The following is a 20,015-nucleotide window of genomic DNA, read 5'->3' as shown; positions in this document are numbered from 1 at the left end:
CCTCAGGTCTGGGGCGCCAGTTCCGGCCCCAGCGAGGAGAACTTCTCCTTCGACACGACCCGCTGCGGCGGCCAGGTGATGTTGTTCGGGGGCCACTTCTGCCCGGTCTTCTTCAGGAACCAGGCCGGCGGTTCGTACATGGGCGGCTCGTAGCCCTCCGGCAGCGCCGTCTTCCACTCGACGCCCTTGGTCCGCTCCTTGAACTCGTCCTTGACGGCCTTGAGCCGGGCGGGCTGGGTGATCAGGTCCATCGCCGTCGCCGCCAGGTACTTGGCGGCGGCCACGACCGCCGCCTGTCCCGGGGCGGCCGCGGCGCAGGACGCGGTGGACCAGGTGTGCATCTTGGTGCCGATCGGGGCGAGCGCCGCGCCCATCGACACGGTCGGCACGTTCCAGCTGATGTCGGCGACATCGGTCGAACCGCCGCCGAGGAAGGCCGGGTTGGGCGGGGTGAGGTCGCCGATCCTGGCGTGCATGCCCTGCTGCGGCAGGCCGAGCGACTCCTGCAGCTCCTTGGCCAGCGTGTGCGCCTCGTCCGGGAATGCGGGCGGTCCGATCTGCCGCATGTTCTCGTGCAGCAGTTCGGCGAAGGACTTGGACGGCAGCTGGTTCCAGCACGCGGAGGTGATCCGGTGCTGCACCTTGGTCTGCGAGGCCTTGGCGGCGGCCTCGGCGACGGCGACGACCTTGTCCAGCAGGACCTGGACGCGGGCCGGGCTGCCCTCGCGGACGTAGTAGGAGATCTCCGCGATCTCCGGGGTCACGTTCGGGATGTCGCCGCCGTTGTTGATGACCCAGTGCAGGCGGCCCGACGGCGCGAGGTTCTCCTCGCGCAGGAACTCCGACATCGTCGCCATCATCACGGCCGCGTCGAGCGCCGACTTGTTGCCGAGCGGGGTGCCGCCGTGGCCCGCGACACCGAGGAAGGTGAAGGTCACGGCGGTCATGGCGGTCGTCGTGCCCCAGCCCGTGGCGTTGGCCGTGGAGGGGTGCCAGTCGAGGAACGCGTCGAGCCCCTTGTACACGCCCCGGCTGACCGCGTACGTCTTGCCGATCAGGGTCTCCTCGGCCGTGGAGCCGAAGAACTTCACGGTGACCGGCAGCTTGTGCTTCTTGGCCGCCTGGGCGACGGCGGCGGCCGCGGCGGCCGCCGCCGTGCCGAGCGCGCTGTGCCCGCAGCCGTGCCCCGGACCGTAGCCGGGGGCGAAGGGGTCGTGGACGTACTCGCGCGGATCGTGGTGCCCGACGCCCTTGTTCTGGGAGAGGCCGGGCAGCGCGTCGTACTCGCCGCTGAAGCCGAGGACCGGTCCGCCGCTGCCGTACGAGAAGGTCGCGGTGAACGCCGTCGGGAAGCCGGCCGTCCCGAACCGCACGTCGAATCCGGCCCGTTCGAGGAACTGCGCCTCGGCGATCGACGACTTCCACTCGCGCAGCGACAGCTCCGCGTTCTCCCAGATCTCGGCATTCAGTCCGGTGATGCGGGAGGTGTTCGAGGTGATCCAGGCGAGGGCGGCGGCCTTGCCCGGGCTGTCCTCGGCGAGACCTTCGGGCGCCCGGTACGCGGCGGGGGCCTCGTCCGCGCTCTCGGACGCCGCGGCCATCGCGGGGTCGGCCTCGGCGGTCATGGCGGCGGCGGTCACTCCGGCCGCGCCGAGCAGCTGCATGATGCGGCGCCGGCTGAGCTGTGGGCCCGACGCCATCAGCGCCGTGTTGTGCTCGTGCTGGTCGTGCAGGTCACACACGCGCACCTCCGGGGGTGAGGTTGGTGTAGCTGTATCGGCCATCGACGATCAGGCGACACACTGGACCCCAGAAGTTGCTCCGTCAACATCCTTGCATGACAGGGGTGTTACGGCGATCACGCGAGCCCCGCACGGAACCGGAAAGGCCCGCACCCGACTCCCCCGCCGGGACGCCCGCCGCATGCCGTGGGGATGACGGTCGCGGAGATGCGCAGCGGTACGCCGGACGGCGCGGAGGTCGGATACGGGCCTGAGCCCTTGCTGGACGGGCGGCCGGTCTAGTGGCCGCCGAACAGCGAGCGGCGCAGCCGTCGCAGAGGTGCGAACAGCGAGACCCGCCGCACGCGTGCGCCCCTGCCGCTGCGCTCGTGCGCGGTGTCACGCGCGGTCAGCTCACGCATCAGTGTCGTCGCCTCGACCGTCTCGCGCTGCGGGACGGCAGGGCCGCCGAGCACCGAGAGATGGCGGTCGAGCCGCGAACTGGTCGCGCTGCTCCCGCAGGTGATCGCAGGCACACGAGGCCTGCTGCGCACTGTTATCTGTTCCATGTCACTCCCCACCCGTACGAGGGCACCCGGCCCGGGCAGGTTAACCCTATCGCCCCAGCGCGACACTCGTGTATCCCGGTCCGGGGATTCACCTACCCCGTAGGGAGGTTGACGTACCCCTGATGGTTACTCTCCGAATCCGACTGATTCCAGGGCGAGTTGGACAAGCGGGGCACTTGTGGGGTGCGCGGAGCCGCCGTCCGGCTCGGTCGTGACAGCGAGTGAGGAAGCCGTCGAGGTCAAGCCGGAGGCGACCATGGGCGTGTCGGGGCCCTGGTCGGGCAGCACGGCGAGGGAACGCGGCGGTGCCGAGGCGGACATCAGCCAGAGCTGGTGGTCGCTGCCGCGCGGCGGGGCGGGGGGATCCGTGACGGTGATCACGGCGCTGCGGCGCTCGGCCGAGGCGACGACGGACAGCCCGTCGGCGCGCGCCGCGCGGGCGTCCGGCGCGGCGAGAACGTGGGCGATCTCACGTGCCGCGGACCGCTCCGCGTCGAGCCTGTCCTGAGTGCGGGTCAGTTCGGCCCCGAGCAGCGCCGCCGCGACGAGCGCGAGAACGGCGGCGCCCGCGGCGAGCGGCACGAGGAGGGCGCGGCGCGGCCGGGCCACCGGGGCCGACCGTGCGGGGGCCGGTTCCTGTTCCAGGACGCGTGCGGCGGCCAGGACGCGGTCGCGCAGGCCGGGCGGGGCCGGGGCCGCACTCGCGCGGGCGAGCCGCAGGGCGCCGGCGGCGTGCTCCCGCACCTCGGCGGAGCAGGGCTCGCAGCGGGCCAGATGCCGTTCGAAGCGGGCGAGTTCGCGCGGGGCGAGCGCGTCGAGGGCGTACGGGGCCGCCAGTGAGTGGAGGCCACGCGGCCGGAAGGGGCGGCTCACGCCGCGGCCCCTTCCAGGCAGGCGCGCAGGCGCAGCAGCCCGTCGCGCATCCGGGTCTTGACGGTGCCGAGCGGCACGGACAGACGGCGGGCGACCTCGGTGTAGGTGTAGCCGTCGTAGTAGGCGAGGGTGACGGCCTGGCGCTGGAGGTCGGTGAGGCGGCCGAGGCAGCGGCGCACCCAGTCCCGCTCGAGGCGGCTCTCGACCTCCTCGGCGACCTGGTCGAAGGCGGGGGTGTCCGCGCGTCGGGCGACGCGCTGCTCGCGCTCCCCCGCGGCGCGCACGCTGCGCACCCGGTCGACGGCCCTGCGGTGGGCGAGCGTGAGGACCCAGGAGAGGGCGGCGCCGCGGGCGGGGTCGTAGCGGCCGGCGGTGCGCCACAGTTCGAGGAGCACCTCCTGCGTCACCTCCTCGGACTGCGCGGGGTCGCGCAGCACCCGCCGTACGAGCCCGAACACGGGGCCCGACACCTTCTCGTACAGCTCCTCGAAGGCGCGGTGGTCGCCGCGTCCGACCCGGACGAGCAGTTCGTCGGTGGTGTCCACCCCGTCCATGCGGTCCCCCATCGTTCCCGTCCGCGCACACAGTCTGCCGCCGGAGGTGGTTCGGAGGCAGGGGTACGGGCGGATGGGTGCGGCTCGCCGGAATCCCGGACCAATCCGTCGCGCCCCCGGTCCCGAATGGCCGTCGAGAGGCTCGCGCGGTGCGGGCGCCGAGTACGGAGGATCGGACGCGATGAAGTCAACTACCGCGAATCGCCGGGGAGTTCGTTCCCTGGCCGCGCTCGTCACCGGCGCCCTGGCCGCAGGGGGGCTGGCGGCCGCCGGGTCGACCGCACTGCGGCCCGGGACGGCCCACGCCTCCAGTCACCGGGAGGCCCCGTTGATCTCGGGGGACCCGCAGCACGACAACACGGACGTGTACGCGTTCGTCAGCCCCGACAGGCCGGACACGACGACGCTCGTCGCGAACTGGCTGCCGTTCGAGGAACCCGCGGGCGGACCGAACTTCTATCCGTTCGCCGAGGAGTCCCAGCACGACATCCACATCGACAGCGACGGCGACGGGCAGGGCGATCTGATCTACCGCTGGACGTTCGACACCCGGACGAAGAACGGCGACACGTTCCTCTACAACACGGGCCCGGTCACCGGCCTCGACGACCCGGACCTCAACGTCACGCAGACCTACGCCATCGACCTCCTGAAGCTCAAGGACCAGAAGGTGGTGTCCACTTCGAGGGTCGCGCACGACGTGCCGGTCGCGCCGTCGAACGTGGGCAAGGCCTCGATGCCGGACTACAAGACGCTGCGCGACCAGGCGATACGCCCGGTCAAGGGCGGCGGCACCGCGTTCGCCGGGCAGGCCGACGACCCCTTCTTCCTCGACCTGCGGGTGTTCGACCTGCTCTACGGCGGCAATCTGTCGGAGGTCGGCCGCGACACCCTCGCCGGCTACAACGTCAACACGATCGCGCTCCAGGTCCCGACGGCGTCCCTGCGGCAGTCGGCGCGGCAGCCGGTCATCGGCGTCTGGTCGACGACCCAGCGCAAGAACGCGAAGGGCGGCTGGACCCAGGTGTCCCGGCTCGGCTCGCCGCTGGTCAACGAGCTGGTGATCCCGCAGAAGGACAAGGACGAGTTCAACGCCTCGCACCCGTGGAACGACGCGGACTTCCTGCCCTACGTCACCAAGCCCGAGCTGCCGAGGCTCCTGGAGTCCGTCTACAAGCTGAAGGCCCCGGCCGAGCCCCGCGACGACCTGGTGTCGGTGTTCCTCACCGGCGTGAAGGGCCTGACGCAGCCGCCGGGCGTGCGGCCCGCCGAGATGCTCCGGCTCAACACATCTGTCGAACCGGCGAGTTCGCCCAAGCGGCTCGGTGTGCTCGACGGGGACAACGCAGGGTTCCCGAACGGGCGCCGGCTCACCGACGACGTCGTCGACATCGAACTGCAGGCCGTCGAGGGCGAACTCCTCGGGAACAAGAACGACCTGGGCGACGCGGTGAACACCAACGACCGGAAGTTCGGCGACTCCTTCCCGTACGTGGCACTGCCCGCATCCGGGTCGCGCGGCCCGCTGGCCACGCGGCGCAGCGGCGACGAGACGGGCCGCAGCGCCCTCAACGGCGGTGCCCTGAGCGGGACTTCGACGTCCGACGACGACGGCACCCTGGTGCTCGCGTCGGCCGCGGCCGGGGTCGCGGGCGTGCTGCTCGTCGGGCTCGGGCTCGCGTGGTGGCGGGCACGGGGGCGGCGGCGCACCGCCGGCTGACCCCTCCACATACGGCGCGGTCCGTGTGAGGTCCCCCCGCGGGCCGCGTCTTCCCCTCCTTCGCGGATCACACAGAAAGGCTCGGTCCATGGCTCCGCGCTTGTCAGGACGCACCGCCGTCGCCGCGTGCGCGCTGGCGCTCGCGCTCACCGGGGGCGCGGTGGCGATCGGCGGGAGCGGCGGACAGCCCTCCGCGCCCGCCGCCGTCGCGCCCGCCGCACCGCTGCCGGGCCTCGGCACCGGCGGACTCGACGAGGGCGTGCGCGCGTTGCAGGCCCGGCTGCGCTCCCAGCCCCGGGACTTCGCCGGATGGGCGGCCCTGGGCACGGCGTACGTCGAACAGGCCCGCACCCAGGGCGACCCGTCGCGGTACGCGGAGGCGGACCGGGCCCTGGCCCGCTCCCTGAAGCTGCGCCGCGACGACAACGACGCCGCCCTCGCCGGACGCGCCGCCCTCGCCGCGGCCCGGCACGACTTCCAGGGGGCGCTGCGCGAGTCCCGCCGGGCGCTCGCCGTGAATCCGTACGGCGAGCGCGCCCTGTCCACCCGGATCGACGCGCTCGTCGAGCTGGGCCGGTACGCGGAGGCGGAGCATGCCGCGGACGAGGCGGACGCGCGGCGGCCCGGGGTCCCCGTCCTCACCCGCTTCTCCTACGTACGCGAACTGCGCGGCGACGTGGCCGGGGCGCGGCGCGCGCTGGAGCGGGCCCTCGCCGGGGCGACGGCGCCCGGCGATGTCGCGTACGTCGCGACCTCCCTGGGTCAGCTCGCCTGGCGCCAGGGCGACACCGGCACGGCGCTGCGCCAGTGCGGTCGGGCCTTGCGCGCGGACCCGGGGTACGTGGCGGCGCTGGAGTGCCGGGCGCGGGCGCGGGCCGGGCGGGGTGACACGGCCGGCGCGGTGCGGGACCTGCGGGACGTGGTGGCGCGGTACCCGCTGCCGGGCCCGCTGGTCGCGCTCGGCGAACTGTACGAGGCGCGGGGCGAGAGGGCGTCGGCCCGGGAGCAGTACGCGCTGGTGTCGGCGTGGACCGGGCTGGCCCGGGCCAACGGCGTGGACGTCGACCTCGACACGGCGCTCGCCGCGGCGGACCACGGGGACCGGGCCGCCGCGCTGCGGGCCGCGCGGGCCGAGTGGGACCGGCGGCACACCGTGCACACGGCGGACGCGCTGGCGTGGGCGCTGCATGTGAACGGGCGGGACGGCGAGGCCCTGCGCTACGCCCGCATCGCCACGCGGACCGGGTTCCGCGAGGCGTCCTTCTTCTACCACCGCGGCGTGGTCGCGCGGGGTGCGGAGCGGCGGGAGTGGCTGGGCCGTGCGGTGCGGCTGAACCCCGGGTTCTCGCCGGTGGGGGCCGTCGAGGCGCGTCGTCTGCTGCGGGGTGCGTCGTGATGTCGTCGCTCCCGCCTGGGGGCCGAAGGAGGCGTCCGCCGGGGTGGGCCGCCCTCACCCTCGTCGCCGCCCTCACCCTCCTCCTGCTGCTCCCCGCCGCCCCCGAGGCGCACGCCCACCCCCTCGGGAACTTCACCACCAATACGTACGACGGCCTCGTCACGGCCCCCGGCCGGCTCCGCGTCAGCCACGTCGAGGACCTCGCCGAGATCCCCGCGACGCAGGCCGGACCGGCCATCGAGCGCTCGGGAACGGCGAGTTGGGCCCGGGAACGGTGTCTGGCCGCGGTCCGGGACACCCGCCTCCGCGTCGACGGCAGCCGCACGCCCGTCGCGCTGCGCTCCAGCCGCGCCACGTACCGCCCCGGCCAGGCCGGCCTGCGCACCCTCCGCGTGGAGTGCGAGGCGACCGCCCCGCTGCCCCGGGACCGGGACGCCACGGCCGTCTCCTTCCGAGCGCCGCCGCGGCCGGGTCCCGGCTGGCACGAGATCACCGCCCGCGGCGACCGCACCACCCTCAGCCGCAGCGACGTCCCCCGCGTCTCCGTCTCGCAGCGCCTCACCCGCTACCCGCGGGACCTGCTGAACTCGCCGCCGCGGACCACCGCGGCCGCGCTGCGCGTCACCCCCGGTGGACCGGCACTGCGCGACGGCGGACCGGACGGGCCCGCGGCGACGAACGTGCTGCCACGCGGCGCCGACCGGTGGACGAGCGCGCTGACCGGGCTCGTCGCCCGCCACGACCTCACTCCGGGGTTCGCCGCGCTCGCGCTGGCCGCCGCCCTCGTGCTGGGCGCCCTGCACGCGCTGGCACCGGGCCACGGCAAGACCCTGATGGCGGCGACGGCGGCCGCCCGCGGCCGGGCCCGGCTGCGCGACGTCCTCCCGCTGGCCGCCTCGGTCACGGTGACGCACACCCTCGGCGTGGTCGCCCTCGGCGCCCTGGTCGTCGGCGGCTCGGCGGCGGCACCGTCCGTCGTGGCCTGGCTCGGTGTCGCCAGCGGCGTCCTGGTGTCGGCGGCGGGCGTGACGCTCGTCCGCAGGGCCTGGCGCAACAGGAGCCGTCCGCACGGCCCTTCACACCCGCACGGTCACCACCATGACCATGATCACGGCCATGCGCACCACCACCCCTCGGGGCCCGGCCTGCGCGGCGCGCTCTTCCTCGGCTTCGCCGGTGGTCTCGTCCCCAGCCCGTCCGCCGTCGTCGTACTGGTCGGCGCCGCCGCGCTGGGGCAGGCCTGGTTCGGGCTGCTGCTCGTGGTCGCGTACGGGGCCGGGCTCGCGGTCACGCTGACCGCGGCCGGGTTCGTCGTCGTGCGGGCGGGGGCGTTCGCGGCCCGCAGGATCGCTGGGACCCGCACACGCACCCGTCGGGCGGCGCAGCGCCTCGTGCCCTTCGGCTCGGCGTGTGTCGTCCTCGCCCTCGGGTGCGGATTGGTCTTCAAGGGGGCTGCAACGGCGCTCGGTTGAGCTACTTTTGTTCAGACTTGTCTTGCCGCGAATGGGGGCACCCGTGGGTGAGCGTGTGGTCGCGGGGCGGTACCGGCTGTTCGACCCGCTCGGCGAGGGCGGGATGGGCACCGTGTGGCGGGCCCGCGACGAGGTGCTCGGGCGCGAGGTCGCCGTGAAGGAGGTGCGGGCCCCGCACGGGCTGCCGACGGCCGATGTCGAGCGGATGTACGCGCGGCTGGAACGGGAGGCGTGGGCCGCCGCCCGTGTCGCGCACCGGAACGTGGTGACGCTGTACGACGTCGCCACCGAGGACGGCCGGCCGTGGATCGTCATGGAGCTGGTGCGCGGGGTCTCGCTCGCCGACCAGCTCGACGCCGAGGGTCCCGTGTCCCCGCAGCGCGCCGCGCACATCGGCGCCGAGGTCCTGGCCGCGCTGCGCGCCGCGCACGACGCGGGCGTGCTGCACCGCGACGTGAAGCCCGGGAACGTCCTGCTGTCGAACGACGGCCGGATCGTGCTCACCGACTTCGGCATCGCCATGGTCGAGGGCACCCAGGCCCTGACCATGACCGGGGAGGTCATCGGATCGCCCGAATTCCTCGCTCCGGAGCGGGCGTTGGGGCGTACCCCGGGCCCCGAGTCCGACCTGTGGTCCCTGGGGGTGCTGCTGTACGCGGCCGTGGAGGGGCATTCGCCGTTCCGGCAGGACACACCGCTGAGCACACTGCGGGCGGTCGTCGACGAGGAACTGCCGCCGCCGCGCCGGGCGGGGGCGCTCACGCCGGTCATCGAGGGCCTGCTGCGCAAGGATCCGGCCGAGCGGACCTCCGCGGCGGACGCGGAGCGCGACCTGCGGGTCATCGGCGCGGGCGGGACCCTGCGCGGGGGCCCGGTGCAGGCGTCGCCCACGGCGGGCATGCCGACGGTGACCTCGCTGCGGCGGCCGACGCTCCCGCCGCCCGGGCCGGTCGCGGCGCCGCTCGGCGCCGGGGCGGCGACCACCGCGACGACGGACACCGCCGACACGGCTCAGCGCTCCGCGCGGCGCGCCTCGCTCGCCCTCATGTCCGGCATCGTGGTCCTGCTGCTCGCCATCGGCGGCCTCACGTACGCGCTGGTCAACCGGGACGACGGCGGCGGAGGGACCGGCGGGGGCACGTCGGACGGGGGCGGCAGCGGCGGCTCCGGCGGGGGCGGTTCGAGCGGCGGCGGGAGCTCCGGCGGCGGCTCGGGCGGCGGGAGCTCCGGCGGCGGCTCGGGCGGCGGCAGCTCCGGTTCCGCCGACGGCAGCGGCGGCTCGGGGGGCGGCACCAGCGGTTCCGGCGGGAGCAGTTCGAGCGGGAGCGGTGCGAGCGGGGGCGGGCACACCACGACCCCGGCCCAGTCCGTGCGGGTCAGCGTCAGCGCGGTGCGGGACAGCTACTCCGGGGCGTGTCCGCCACCGGCGGCGCAGGCACCGGCGTTCGCGGCGACGATCACGGTGGGGCGCACTCCGGCCGTGGTCGAGTACCGGTGGGTCACGAAGAGCGGGGAGCCGTCGGAGCCGGGCTGGAAGACCTTGCGTCTCGGCTCGGGCGACGCGCGGAGCCGTACGGTCGACACCACGGAGACGGCGTACGAGGTGGGCGGGACGCTGCGCAACCAGATCGGCGTCGAGGTACGCAGCCCGGTCGCCGCCACCTCCAACTATGTTGCCTATTCCGTCACTTGTGAGGTGGTGACCCCGTCGACCGGAGCCACCACCGGTTCACCCGGTTACTAGGGCGCGCGCACGGATCTCAGGCAGCGGACGTGAGCACGGGCAGGTAGCCGCCCGACTGTCCCGCGGCGGTCGGGTGGTAGGACTCGCCGATGTTCGTCCAGTTCACGCTGTGCAGCCAGGAGCTGCCGGAGCAGATCTCGTGGCCGCTGAATTTGGCGGCCACGTCGCCGAAGGTGAAGCCGTGGTCGGCGGCGCGCTTGGCGGTGGTGGAGTTGAGCAGGTCGGCGGCCGAGTTGATCGCCGAGCGCTCCGCCTCGGACAGGCCCGCGATGCAGGACCCGCCGAGCTTGTAGAAGCGGGGGTAGCCGAGCACCACCACGTGGGCGGCCGGGGCCTTCGCGGTGATCGCCGAGTACACCTTGTCGAGGTTGCCGGGCAGGGTCGACGTGACGTACGAGCGCGCCTGGTTGACGCGGTTGATGCAGGTGGACTCGGACTGCAGGACACAGGTCGTCATGACGTCGGCGAAACCGGCGTCGTTGCCTCCGATGCTGATGGAGACGAGGCCGGTGCCGGAGCCGAGCGGGCCGAGCTGACCGGAGAGAACATCACCCGTACGAGCGCCCGAGCACGCGGTGAAGTTGAAGCTGGAGGGTGAGTGGGCCGCCGCCCACAGGGCCGGATACGCCTTGGTGGAGCGTTTGCAGTCGCCGCTGCCGCTGTCGTAACTGCCGGACCCGACCCCGGAGGAGTACGAGTCACCGAGGGCCACATAGCCGGTGGCGGCGGCACTTCCGGCCGCCTGCGCGGCCGTCGCCCCGGTGAGGGCGGCGGTCGCGGCGAAGAGGAACGAGGTCACGTATGCCGCAAGTCGGAAACGTCTCATGGAACCTCCCTTAGCAGGATTTCTGCCACAACTGTGGTAGCACGTCACACAGTTACCGGGAAGTACCTTTGACGGACATTCGTCGATCGTTCAATTGCAGGTACATGTCAGGGTTATGACATACCCTCAATTTCCTTGAGCTACGCCCGTAGACACCGGGAGTCTGCTGATCGGGCCGGGAACGGAACACCGCACTCCCACGGCCCGTGCGCGCCACCCAGCGCGCACCCCCCACTGACGTGCGCCGGTCGCCCGGCGCGCGCCGCCCATGAGGAGGACTCCCTCGTAATGGCACTCTCCAAAGCACTCGTGACCGCGGCCGCTTCCACCGCGGCGGCCGTCGGCCTGCTCGGCTCGCTGACCGCCCTGCCCGCCCAGGCCGCCGCCCCGGCCACGGGCAAGGTCCTCACGGCGGGCTCCGCCGAGGCGGTCAAGGGCAGCTACATCGTCACGCTTCGCAAGCCCGCGCAGAGCCCGGCCGGCGTCACGGCGGCCTCGGCCGACGGCAAGGACCTGATATCCGGGTACGGCGGCACGGTGAGGAAGACCTTCCGCACCGCCCTCAACGGCTACTCCGTCAGCGGTCTGTCGGCGGCCGAGGCCGGCAGACTCGCGGCCGACCCGGCCGTCGCCTCCGTCGAGCAGAACCAGCGCGTGCACGTGGACGCCACCCAGTCCGGCGCGCCCTGGGGCCTGGACCGCATCGACCAGAGCGCCCTGCCGCTGTCCGGCACGTACACCTACCCGGACTCGGCGGGCAGCGGCGTGACGGCGTACGTCATCGACACGGGCGTACGGATCACGCACTCCCAGATCAGCGGGCGCGCCTCGAACGGCTACGACGCCGTCGACGGGGACAACGTCGCCCAGGACGGCAACGGCCACGGCACCCATGTGGCCACCACCATCGCGGGCACCACCTACGGCGTCGCCAAGAAGGCGAAGATCGTGGCGGTGCGCGTGCTCGACAACAACGGATCGGGCACGACCGCGGGCGTCATCGCCGGCATCGACTGGGTCACCAAGAACCACAGCGGACCGTCCGTCGCCAATCTGTCGCTCGGCGGCGGCACCAGCACCACCCTCGACACGGCGGTGCGCAACTCCATCGCCAGTGGCGTCACGTACGCGATCGCGGCCGGCAACTCCGGTGCCAACGCGTCCACCTCGTCGCCCGCCCGCGTCACCGAGGCCATCACCGTCGGTGCCACGAGCAACACCGACGCGAAGGCCTCGTGGTCCAACTACGGCTCCGTGCTCGACCTGTTCGCGCCCGGCGTCTCGATCACCGCGGGCTGGAACACCAGCGACACCGCGACCAACACCATCTCCGGCACGTCGATGGCCACACCGCACGTCGCGGGCGCGGCCGCGGTCTATCTGGCGGGCCACACCAGTGCCACGCCCGCCCAGGTCGCCGCGGCGCTGGTGAACGGCGCCACCTCGGGCGTCGTCACCAGCCCGGGCTCCGGATCGCCGAACAAGCTGCTGAAGATCGTCCAGTAGTCGCGGCTGAGGATCCGTCAACTGAACTATGACGTAAGGGAGTTCCCCGGAGGCATCCGACGCCTCCGGGGAACTCCGCACATACCCGCCGCATCTTGACGCCGCCCCCGCCGCTGCGCGACATTGAAGCCCGGCATCCGGCGCGTCGGGGGGCAAAGTCGCCAATGCAGACCATAGGGATCAAGCAACCGTCGTCCGACGGTGCGGGGGAAGCGCCGTCCGGCAGAGACGCGCTGCACCTGCTCGCGGGAGCGGGCGTCGTCGCGGGAGGCGCGGGCCTCGTCCTGGCGCTCTCGGGCGCGCAATCACCGCTGCGCGGACCGCTCACGCTCTTCTTCCTGCTCGCCGCGCCCGGCGCCGCGTTCGCCGCGGCCCTGCGCGGCTTCGACCCATGGGCCCGATGTCTCGTTTCCGCCGCCGGCGCGATCGCCGTGGTGATGCTCGTGGCCCAGGGCATGCTCGCGACCCATCACTGGTCGGTCGACGGCGGGGTGATCGCCGTGGGGGCGTCGAGCGCCCTCGCCTTCCTCCTTCAATGGAGTTTCCGATTCCGTAAACGAATGGGCAAATTCCACTAGAGGTACAGCAGTTCAGGTAAAGGTCAAAACAACAAAAACGTGAGGCCTCGTTCCAGGTCTTGCCATACAGTCTCAATCATCAATACCGTCTTACATCCACCCGCATCGGTCCATCACGCAATGCGATCTAGGGGAGGGCTCAAGATCGCGACGGTCCGGCGCGGGGCGCGGTAGGGGGGTGCCGTGCTCGGTGAGCCGCTCATCTCAGCTGTGTGGGTCGTCGAGTCGCGTGCCGCGCGACCGGTCCAACCAACCGGTGTGTTTTGCCAGCTCACCCGGCGTGCGCGGAGAGTCGTTCCGCCATGGCCGTAAGTGAGAACCCCCCTTTCGAACCGGACTTCCAGCCGGACCGCCCGGGGGCGGGCGGTCCACCGGACGAGAGGGACCAGACTCATGACCAGTTCCGTTGTGCGCCCGGAGATCCCTGACGGGACCGCTCCGTCGCCGTCGCGCATACCCGCCCAGTACCGGGCTATCTCCACGCACCTGGCCATCGCGCCACGGGTCAGCGTGGTCATTCCCGCCATGAACGAGGCGGAGAATCTTCCCTACGTTTTCAAGACACTGCCGGAATGGATCCACGAAGTCGTTCTCGTGGACGGGAATTCCACCGACGACACCGTCGAGGTCGCCCGCGATCTGTGGCCCGAGGTCGTCGTCGTGCCGCAGAGCGGGAAGGGCAAGGGGGATGCCCTGATCACCGGCTTCGAGGCCTGCTCCGGCGACATCATCGTGATGGTCGACGCGGACGGCTCCGCCGACGGCCAGGAGATCGTCTCCTATGTGTCGGCGCTGGTGTCCGGCGCCGACTTCGCCAAGGGCTCGCGGTTCGCCAACGGCGGCGGCACGGACGACATGACCCCGATCCGCAAGCTCGGCAACTGGGCGCTGTGCTCGGTCGTCAACGCCAAGTTCGGGGCGCGCTACACCGACCTGTGCTACGGGTACAACGCGTTCTGGCGGCACTGCCTCGACGAGATCGACCTCGACTGCACCGGGTTCGAGGTGGAGACCCTGATGAACATCCGGGTCGTCAAGGCGGGCCTGCGGGTCCAGGAGATCCCGAGCCACGAGTACCTCCGCATCCACGGCGCCAGCAATCTGCGCGCCGTGCGGGACGGGCTGCGCGTGCTGAAGGTGATCCTCAAGGAGCGGTCGAACCGCCGGGCCCTGCGCCGGCGCTCCGCTCCGGGTCAGCTCAACCTGGCCCGGGGGGAAGGGTCTTGACGGACAGTCATGGGGCGAGGTCGCGGGGCGCCGCCCCGGACCCCGCTCCTCCCCCGCCGCGGAGGCCTGATCCGCCGACCGTCTCCGTCGTCATCTGTGTGTACACCGAGGACCGCTGGACCGACATCCTCGCCGCCGTCGACTCCGTCCGCGCCCAGTCGTACCCGGCGCTGGAGACCCTGCTCGTCGTCGATCACAACCAGGCGCTGCTCGACCGCCTCGTCAAGGAGTACAAGGAGACGGCAGGCGTCCGGGTGCTGGCGAACGCGGGGCCGCGCGGCCTGTCCGCCGGGCGCAACACCGGCATCGCCGTCTCGGCCGGGGAGATCGTCGCGTTCCTCGACGACGACGCGGTGGCCGAGCGGAACTGGCTGCGGCATTTCGCCGACGGGTACAGCGACCCGCGGGTCATGGCGGTCGGCGGGCGCACCGAGCCCATCTGGGCGTCGGGGCGCCGGCCGGTCTGGTTCCCCGAGGAGTTCGACTGGGTCGTGGGCTGCACCTACAAGGGGCTGCCGCGCGGCAAGGTCGAGGTGCGCAACGTGCTGGGCGGCAACGCGTCGTTCCGGCGCACCGCCTTCGATGCGGCGGGCGGCTTCGCCACGGGCATCGGCCGGGACGGCGACAAGCGCCCGCTGGGCTGCGAGGAGACGGAACTGTGCATCCGTCTCAGCCGGGCAAGACCGGACGCGGTGCTGCTGATCGACGACCGCGCCGTGATCCATCACCGGGTGCCGGCCGGGCGGGAGCGGTTCGCCTACTTCCGTACGCGGACCTACGCCGAGGGCCTGTCGAAGGCCCTGGTGGCCCGAAGTGTCGGCGCGGACAAGGGACTTGAGTCCGAGCGTGCGTACACCACACGGGTACTGCCGTCCGGTGTGGCCCGCGGGGTGCGCGACTTCGTGCTCGCCCGGCCGGGCGGCGCGGGACGGGCCGGGGCCATCGTGGCCGGAGTGGCGGCGGCGGCCGGTGGGTACGTTCTCGGGAGTTTTCGGGCGCGCAAGGGGGGCGCGAGCTTCTCCGTGGTGGAGATCGGCGGGGACGCCGAGGGGAGAGCGGAAGCGGAGGCGACGGCATGAGTGGGCGGCGGACGGCGGACGGGGCGCCCGTCCCGATCCTGATGTACCACACGGTCGCCGACGAGCCGAGCCTCGCGACCCGCGGGCTCTCCGTCTCCCCCGGCCAGTTCGCCGAGCAGATGGAGATCCTGGCCGATCACCGGTGCACCCCGCTGACCACCGCCGACCTCGCCGCGATCTGGCGCGGCGGCGGCCGGGTGCTGCCCGACCGGCCCGTCCTGATCACTTTCGACGACGGGTACGAGGGCGTGCACCGCCACGCCCTGCCCGTCCTCGCCAAGCACGGCTTCGCGTCCACTCTGTTCGTCTCGACGGGATGGCTGCGCGGCACGTACGACACCGGCGGCGGGCTCGACACGATGCTCGACTGGGACCAGGTGCGGGCACTGGCCGCGCAGGGCACGGAGATCGGCGGCCACAGCCACACCCATCCGCAGCTCGACCAACTCGATGACGCGGAGCTGGAGTTCGAGCTACGGCGGTGCAAGGAGATCGTCGACGGGGAGCTGGGCGCGCCGCCCGTCTCCTTCGCGTACCCGTACGGTCACTCCGACCGCCGGGTGCGGCAGGCGGTGCGCGCCCGGGGCTTCGCCCAGTCGCTCGCCGTCGGCAACGGTCTCGCCCGCCGCCGTCAGGGCCCCTACGCCCTGGAGCGCGTCACCGTGCGCCGGTCCACCGGCCCCGCCGAGTTCGAGCGGCTGGTCGAGGGCCGCGCGATCGGCCGCACCTTCGCCAAGGACCGTGCCCTCACCAAGGGGTACGCCCTGGTCCGCAGAGCCCGACAGACCCGCCGGAAGGCAATCCGTACCCGTGTCTGACACGACGACCACCGCCGAGGCCGCGTCGGCCGCGCCGACGAAAACCACGACCGAGCCGCAGGCACCGCCCGGTCGCAGACTCAGGCTGCCCGGCATGGGCCGCGGCAGGAAGGGCAACAAGGACGCCATGGGGCAGGGGGGCGGTAACCAGCTGTTCCGCAACGCCTATGCGCTGATGCTGAACACCGGCATCTCCGGCGTCCTGGGCGTCGGCTTCTGGCTGGCCGCCGCGCACTACTACTCGGCGGACTCGGTCGGCCAGGGCTCCGCCGCGATCGCGGCGATGAAGTTCCTCGCGGGCCTCACCGCCGTGACGCTGACCGGCGCGCTCGCCCGCTTCATCCCGATCGCCGGACGCGCCACCGGCAGATTCATCTTCCGTACGTACGCGGGCAGTTCGCTCGCCGTCGCGTGCGCGGCGCTGGTCTTCCTGCTCACCCTCGACATGTGGGGGCCGTCCTACCGGTTCCTGCACGGTCCGGTGAACGGGATCGGGTTCATCGCGGCCGTCATGGCCTGGTCGCTGCTCACGCTCCAGGACGGGGTACTGACGGGGCTGCGCAGCGCGCTGTGGGTGCCCGTCGGCAACACCGTGTTCTCGACGGTGAAGCTGGGCCTGCTCGTGGCGTTCGCCGTGGCCGTACCGACGACCGGCGTGTTCGTGTCGTGGGTCGTCGCGATCGCGTTCTCCGTGGTGCCGCTGGGCTGGCTCGTCTTCCGGCGGCTCGTGCCCCGGCACATCAAGGCCACCGACGGCAAGGCCGATCCGCCGACGCTGCGCGAGATGGGGCGTTTCCTCGCGGGCGACTACACGGGCTCGCTGTTCTCGCTGGCCGTGGTCTATCTCGTGCCCGTGCTCATCGCCTCGCAGGTCAGCTCCGCCGACAACGCGTACTTCTACATCACCACCACGATCGGCGGCACGGTCAATCTGCTGGCGATCAACATGGGTGCGTCGCTGACCGTGGAGGGCTCGCACGACCCGGCGCAGCTCGCCGCGAACACCCGGGCCGCGCTGCGCCGGATGGCCCGCATCATGATCCCGATCTGCGTGCTGCTGTTCGTCCTCGCGCCGTACGTGCTGCACGTGTTCGGGCGGGACTACGCGGAGGCGGCGACGCCGCTGCTGCGCTGGTTCGCGGTCGGCGCGGCGCTGCGCGTGGTCATGGAGACGTACTTCGCGGTGCTGCGCGCGCAGAGCCGGACGTCCGGACTCGCCTGGCTGCAGGGCCTGTTGTGCGTGCTGGTGCTCGGTCTGACGCTGCTGCTCCTGCCCCGGATGGGGCTGACGGGGGCGGGCGTCGCGGAGATCTCGTCGCTGGCCGTGATCGTGGCGATCGCGGCGCCCCGGCTGTGGCGCGTCGTGCGCACCGCTCCCGCCCCGTCGCCGCTCGCCGACGACGCGGCGCCCGACGGCGACCTGGCCGATCTGGGCACCCCGAAGGTACCGGCGGGCCCGGCGGAGAAGCACGGCCCCAAGTGGGCCCTGCGGAACGCGATGGACTCGGACACCCTGCAACTCGCGGTGCAGCTCAACCTGGACCATCAGGAGCGCCGCCCGGACATCCGGCCGGGCCCGGTCACCCCGGCCCGCGGCACGCACCGGCCGACCTGGGCGGTCACGTCACCGCTGCCGGAGCGCGCTACGGCGTCGCCGGACGAGCCCGCCTCGGCGTCACAAGCGTCGCAGGCGTCGAGCGGCGGGCACAGCGAGGGCGGGTCCGGGGGGCCGGGGGCGCGGGACACCGTGCATCTGTCGGCGGGCCGGGTCACCGAGGACCCCGGGCCGGACGAGGGCGTCGACGCACCGTTCACCACGGAGAAACCGGCGGAGCCCGCGTCCGGTCTCCCCGCGGAGCCGGCCGAAGCCGTCGAACCGGCCGGACCGGACCGCCGCGGCGCCCGGCTGACCCCGGCCGTCGCCGTCCTGGCGCTGCTGCTGGTCGCGGCGCTCGGCCTGTACTGGGGTCCGGTCCTCGGGATGAGCGACGCGGACCTGGACGAGATGGGCGGGCTCGGCCTGATCTCGGTCCTGTCCCCGGTGACGCTGCTCGGCGCCGCGCTGCTCATCGGCGTCTTCGCGTCCCTGCTCTGGCTCGAACGCCCGCACAAGCGGCTGTTGTTGCTGACGCTGCTCGCGACGGTCGTGTCGCTGCACGCGCTGCCCGCCGTCATCGAGACGGAGCCGCGGTTCGCGACGGCCTGGCAGCACCTGGGCTTCATGGACTACATCGACCGGACCGGCTCGGCGGTCCCCGACCTGGACGCCCGCTGGAGCTGGCCCGGCTTCTTCGCGGCGGCCGCGTTCCTGGCGAAGGCGTGCGGCGTCAGCGATCTGGGCGAGGTCATCCGCTGGTGGCCGCTGGCCATCCAACTCCTCTACCTGGCACCGATGTTCCTGTTGCTGCGCTCGGTCCGGGCGAGCTGGCGGGCCAAGTGGAGCGGCCTGTGGATCTTCGTGCTGAGCGGCTGGGTGGGCCAGGACTACTTCTCGCCGCAGGGCTTCACGTACCTCCTGTACCTGGTGTTCGTGGCCGTCCTGCTCGTGTGGTTCCGGGCGCCGCGCGTGCTGTGGACCAAGCGGCGGCCGGGCGAGACGGAGGTCGCGCCGACGGACCGCCGGCAGCGTGCGGTGCTGCTCGTCGTGCTCGTCGCCCTGTTCGCCGCGACGGTCCCGGCGCACCAGCTCACTCCGTTCGTGATGCTGGGCGTCCTCGCGGTGCTGGTCCTGGTGGGCCGCTGTGAACTGCGCGGTCTGCCCCTGCTGTTCGGCGTCATCGTCGTCGTCTGGCTCGGGTTCCTCGCGGAGCCGTACTGGTCGGGCCACTTCAACGATCTCTTCGGCGGTGTCGGCGGCGTGGGCGGCAATGTCTCGTCCTCCGTCTCCGGCCGGATCCAGGGCGGCAGTTCGACCCACAAGCTCGTCCTGTACACCCGGGTGCTCCTCGCCGGCGGTGTGATGGCGTTCGCCTGCTACGGCTGGTGGCGGCGGCGCGACTGGAAGTACCGCGAGCGGTCACTGGTCGTGCTGACCTTCGTCCCGTTCCTGGGCTTCGGCATGCAGTCGTACGGCGGCGAGATGGCACTGCGGGTCTTCATGTTCGCCCTGCCCGGCGCCGCGCTCCTGGCCGGCCTCGCGCTCTTCCCGCGCACCGGCGCGACCTCGAAGGAGCGCGACCGGGACCGGGTCAGTCTCGCCCCGCTGGCCGCGCTGATGGCGGGGCTGCTGCTGATGGGCGGCTTCCTGGTGGCCCGCTGGGGCAACGAGCCGTTCGAGCGGATCCGGCCCGGCGAGGTCGCGGCGATGGACTACGTCTACGCCCACGACAAGCCGACCGTACGGCTGCTGTGGATGAGCAACGACACCGTCGAGAACGTGACGCCGTCGCTGCCGTGGGGCGCCCGCGACATGGAGCGGGTCCAGTACGTGCCGACGCTGGCTCCCGTCGATCCGGTCCTGGTCGGCGGCCTGGTGAAGGCGCTCAAGAACGCCGGCCCGAACTCGTACCTGATGATCAACAAGAGCCAGGTCGTCTATCTGCAGCTGGACGTCGGCTACTCGAAGACGTGGCAGACCCGGCTCGTCCAGAACCTCGACGGGCGGCGGGAGCTGAAGAAGGTCTACGTCAACGAGGACGTGACCATGTACCAGCTGCGCACGGAGCCGTCCGGCGCGGTCGAGAAGGCCGACCCGGGCCCGGTCGGCCCCCAGATCACCTGGACGCCGTGGTCGGTGGTGGGCGGCCTCGCCGCGCTCGCCCTGATCGTGCTGCTGACGGCGCGCGAGGTGGTCCGGGTGGCGGCGCGTCCGAGTGTGCGTCGACTGCGCTGGCTGCAGAGCACGTTCTGGTTCTCGCTGCCGCTGCTCGCGGTGGTCCTGGCGTCGCTGATCCAGCGGTTCCTCACGATGGGCCTGCAGTAGGCCGGTCCGG

General features: G+C 72.6%; 14 protein-coding genes and 1 pseudogene. 10 read left to right on the top strand and 5 right to left on the bottom strand.

The genetic code is table 11. The features are described 5' to 3' along the window. Positions 1 to 2 precede the first annotated feature (2 nt). The 4 genes from ACQUQD_RS32225 to ACQUQD_RS32210 form a co-directional block, all read right to left on the bottom strand. A complete protein-coding gene (locus ACQUQD_RS32225) occupies positions 3 to 1,742 on the bottom strand; it encodes an amidohydrolase (protein ID WP_428955688.1) in 1,740 nt (579 codons plus the stop codon). A gap of 278 nt (positions 1,743 to 2,020) precedes the next feature. After that, positions 2,021 to 2,290, bottom strand: coding sequence for a hypothetical protein (locus tag ACQUQD_RS32220; protein WP_428955687.1), 270 nt, complete (start codon positions 2,288 to 2,290; stop codon positions 2,021 to 2,023). Between the two features lie 126 nt (positions 2,291 to 2,416). After that, positions 2,417 to 3,163 (bottom strand): anti-sigma factor domain-containing protein, encoded by a 747-nt coding sequence (locus ACQUQD_RS32215; RefSeq protein WP_428955686.1) that lies wholly within the window; start codon positions 3,161 to 3,163, stop codon positions 2,417 to 2,419. After that, positions 3,160 to 3,717, bottom strand: coding sequence for a sigma-70 family RNA polymerase sigma factor (locus ACQUQD_RS32210; RefSeq protein ID WP_428955685.1), 558 nt, complete (start codon positions 3,715 to 3,717; stop codon positions 3,160 to 3,162). The genes ACQUQD_RS32215 and ACQUQD_RS32210 overlap by 4 nt, the downstream gene beginning before the upstream one ends. Positions 3,718 to 3,898: 181 nt before the next feature. Here ACQUQD_RS32210 and ACQUQD_RS32205 point away from each other — a divergent pair, with 181 nt between their 5' ends. The 4 genes from ACQUQD_RS32205 (at position 3,899) to ACQUQD_RS32190 (ending at position 10,049) form a co-directional block, all read left to right on the top strand. Next, positions 3,899 to 5,437, top strand: coding sequence for a DUF4331 domain-containing protein (locus ACQUQD_RS32205; protein WP_428955684.1), 1,539 nt, complete (start codon positions 3,899 to 3,901; stop codon positions 5,435 to 5,437). An 88-nt stretch (positions 5,438 to 5,525) separates the two neighbouring features. Then, a complete protein-coding gene (locus ACQUQD_RS32200; protein ID WP_428955683.1) occupies positions 5,526 to 6,833 on the top strand; it encodes a hypothetical protein in 1,308 nt (435 codons plus the stop codon). Further along, positions 6,833 to 8,305, top strand: coding sequence for a nickel transporter (locus ACQUQD_RS32195; RefSeq protein WP_428955682.1), 1,473 nt, complete (start codon positions 6,833 to 6,835; stop codon positions 8,303 to 8,305). Before ACQUQD_RS32200 ends, ACQUQD_RS32195 begins: the two co-directional genes overlap by 1 nt. A 31-nt stretch (positions 8,306 to 8,336) precedes the next feature. Further along, complete coding sequence (locus ACQUQD_RS32190) at positions 8,337 to 10,049, top strand: serine/threonine-protein kinase (RefSeq protein WP_428955681.1); 1,713 nt, start codon at positions 8,337 to 8,339, stop codon at positions 10,047 to 10,049. Positions 10,050 to 10,065: 16 nt separating this feature from the next. Here ACQUQD_RS32190 and ACQUQD_RS32185 read toward each other — a convergent pair whose 3' ends face one another. After that, a complete protein-coding gene (locus ACQUQD_RS32185; RefSeq protein WP_428955680.1) occupies positions 10,066 to 10,875 on the bottom strand; it encodes an SGNH/GDSL hydrolase family protein in 810 nt (269 codons plus the stop codon). A gap of 288 nt (positions 10,876 to 11,163) precedes the next feature. On the opposite strand from ACQUQD_RS32185, the gene ACQUQD_RS32180 reads away from it, so the two are divergent. The 6 genes and pseudogenes from ACQUQD_RS32180 to ACQUQD_RS32155 all read left to right on the top strand — a co-directional run bounded on the left by ACQUQD_RS32180 (position 11,164) and on the right by ACQUQD_RS32155 (position 20,005). Beyond that, positions 11,164 to 12,381, top strand: a complete 1,218-nt coding sequence (locus ACQUQD_RS32180) for a S8 family peptidase (protein WP_428955679.1) — start codon at positions 11,164 to 11,166, stop codon at positions 12,379 to 12,381. Between the two features lie 164 nt (positions 12,382 to 12,545). After that, complete coding sequence (locus tag ACQUQD_RS32175) at positions 12,546 to 12,959, top strand: hypothetical protein (protein WP_428955678.1); 414 nt, start codon at positions 12,546 to 12,548, stop codon at positions 12,957 to 12,959. A 393-nt stretch (positions 12,960 to 13,352) separates the two neighbouring features. Then, a complete protein-coding gene (locus ACQUQD_RS32170; protein ID WP_428955677.1) occupies positions 13,353 to 14,186 on the top strand; it encodes a glycosyltransferase family 2 protein in 834 nt (277 codons plus the stop codon). Positions 14,187 to 14,260: 74 nt separating this feature from the next. Continuing rightward, positions 14,261 to 15,265, top strand: a pseudogene (locus ACQUQD_RS32165) (glycosyltransferase); the annotation flags it as partial. Continuing rightward, positions 15,262 to 16,083, top strand: a complete 822-nt coding sequence (locus ACQUQD_RS32160; RefSeq protein ID WP_428955676.1) for a polysaccharide deacetylase family protein — start codon at positions 15,262 to 15,264, stop codon at positions 16,081 to 16,083. The pseudogene ACQUQD_RS32165 and the gene ACQUQD_RS32160, both read left to right, overlap by 4 nt. After that, on the top strand, positions 16,076 to 20,005 hold the full coding sequence (locus ACQUQD_RS32155) for a lipopolysaccharide biosynthesis protein (protein ID WP_428955675.1): 3,930 nt from the start codon (positions 16,076 to 16,078) through the stop codon (positions 20,003 to 20,005). The genes ACQUQD_RS32160 and ACQUQD_RS32155 overlap by 8 nt, the downstream gene beginning before the upstream one ends. The last annotated feature ends 10 nt before the right edge of the window (positions 20,006 to 20,015 follow it).

Source organism: Streptomyces sp. cg35 (genome assembly GCF_050410835.1).
In the GTDB taxonomy this organism is placed as follows: Bacteria; Actinomycetota; Actinomycetes; order Streptomycetales; family Streptomycetaceae; genus Streptomyces.
Note: the sequence above shows the minus strand (reverse complement) of the source record. Positions and strands in the feature narration are given on the sequence as shown.

Bases quoted from the DNA above. Each gene is read 5' to 3' on its own strand.
- ACQUQD_RS32185 (WP_428955680.1), bottom strand. From the start codon at position 10,875: ATGAGACGTTTCCGACTTGCGGCATACGTGACCTCGTTCCTCTTCGCC.
- ACQUQD_RS32200 (WP_428955683.1), top strand. From the start codon at position 5,526: ATGGCTCCGCGCTTGTCAGGACGCACCGCCGTCGCCGCGTGCGCGCTG.
- ACQUQD_RS32210 (WP_428955685.1), bottom strand. From the start codon at position 3,717: ATGGACGGGGTGGACACCACCGACGAACTGCTCGTCCGGGTCGGACGC.
- ACQUQD_RS32190 (WP_428955681.1), top strand. From the start codon at position 8,337: ATGGGGGCACCCGTGGGTGAGCGTGTGGTCGCGGGGCGGTACCGGCTG.
- ACQUQD_RS32195 (WP_428955682.1), top strand. From the start codon at position 6,833: ATGTCGTCGCTCCCGCCTGGGGGCCGAAGGAGGCGTCCGCCGGGGTGG.
- ACQUQD_RS32205 (WP_428955684.1), top strand. From the start codon at position 3,899: ATGAAGTCAACTACCGCGAATCGCCGGGGAGTTCGTTCCCTGGCCGCG.
- ACQUQD_RS32175 (WP_428955678.1), top strand. From the start codon at position 12,546: ATGCAGACCATAGGGATCAAGCAACCGTCGTCCGACGGTGCGGGGGAA.
- ACQUQD_RS32180 (WP_428955679.1), top strand. From the start codon at position 11,164: ATGGCACTCTCCAAAGCACTCGTGACCGCGGCCGCTTCCACCGCGGCG.
- ACQUQD_RS32170 (WP_428955677.1), top strand. From the start codon at position 13,353: ATGACCAGTTCCGTTGTGCGCCCGGAGATCCCTGACGGGACCGCTCCG.
- ACQUQD_RS32160 (WP_428955676.1), top strand. From the start codon at position 15,262: ATGAGTGGGCGGCGGACGGCGGACGGGGCGCCCGTCCCGATCCTGATG.
- ACQUQD_RS32220 (WP_428955687.1), bottom strand. From the start codon at position 2,290: ATGGAACAGATAACAGTGCGCAGCAGGCCTCGTGTGCCTGCGATCACC.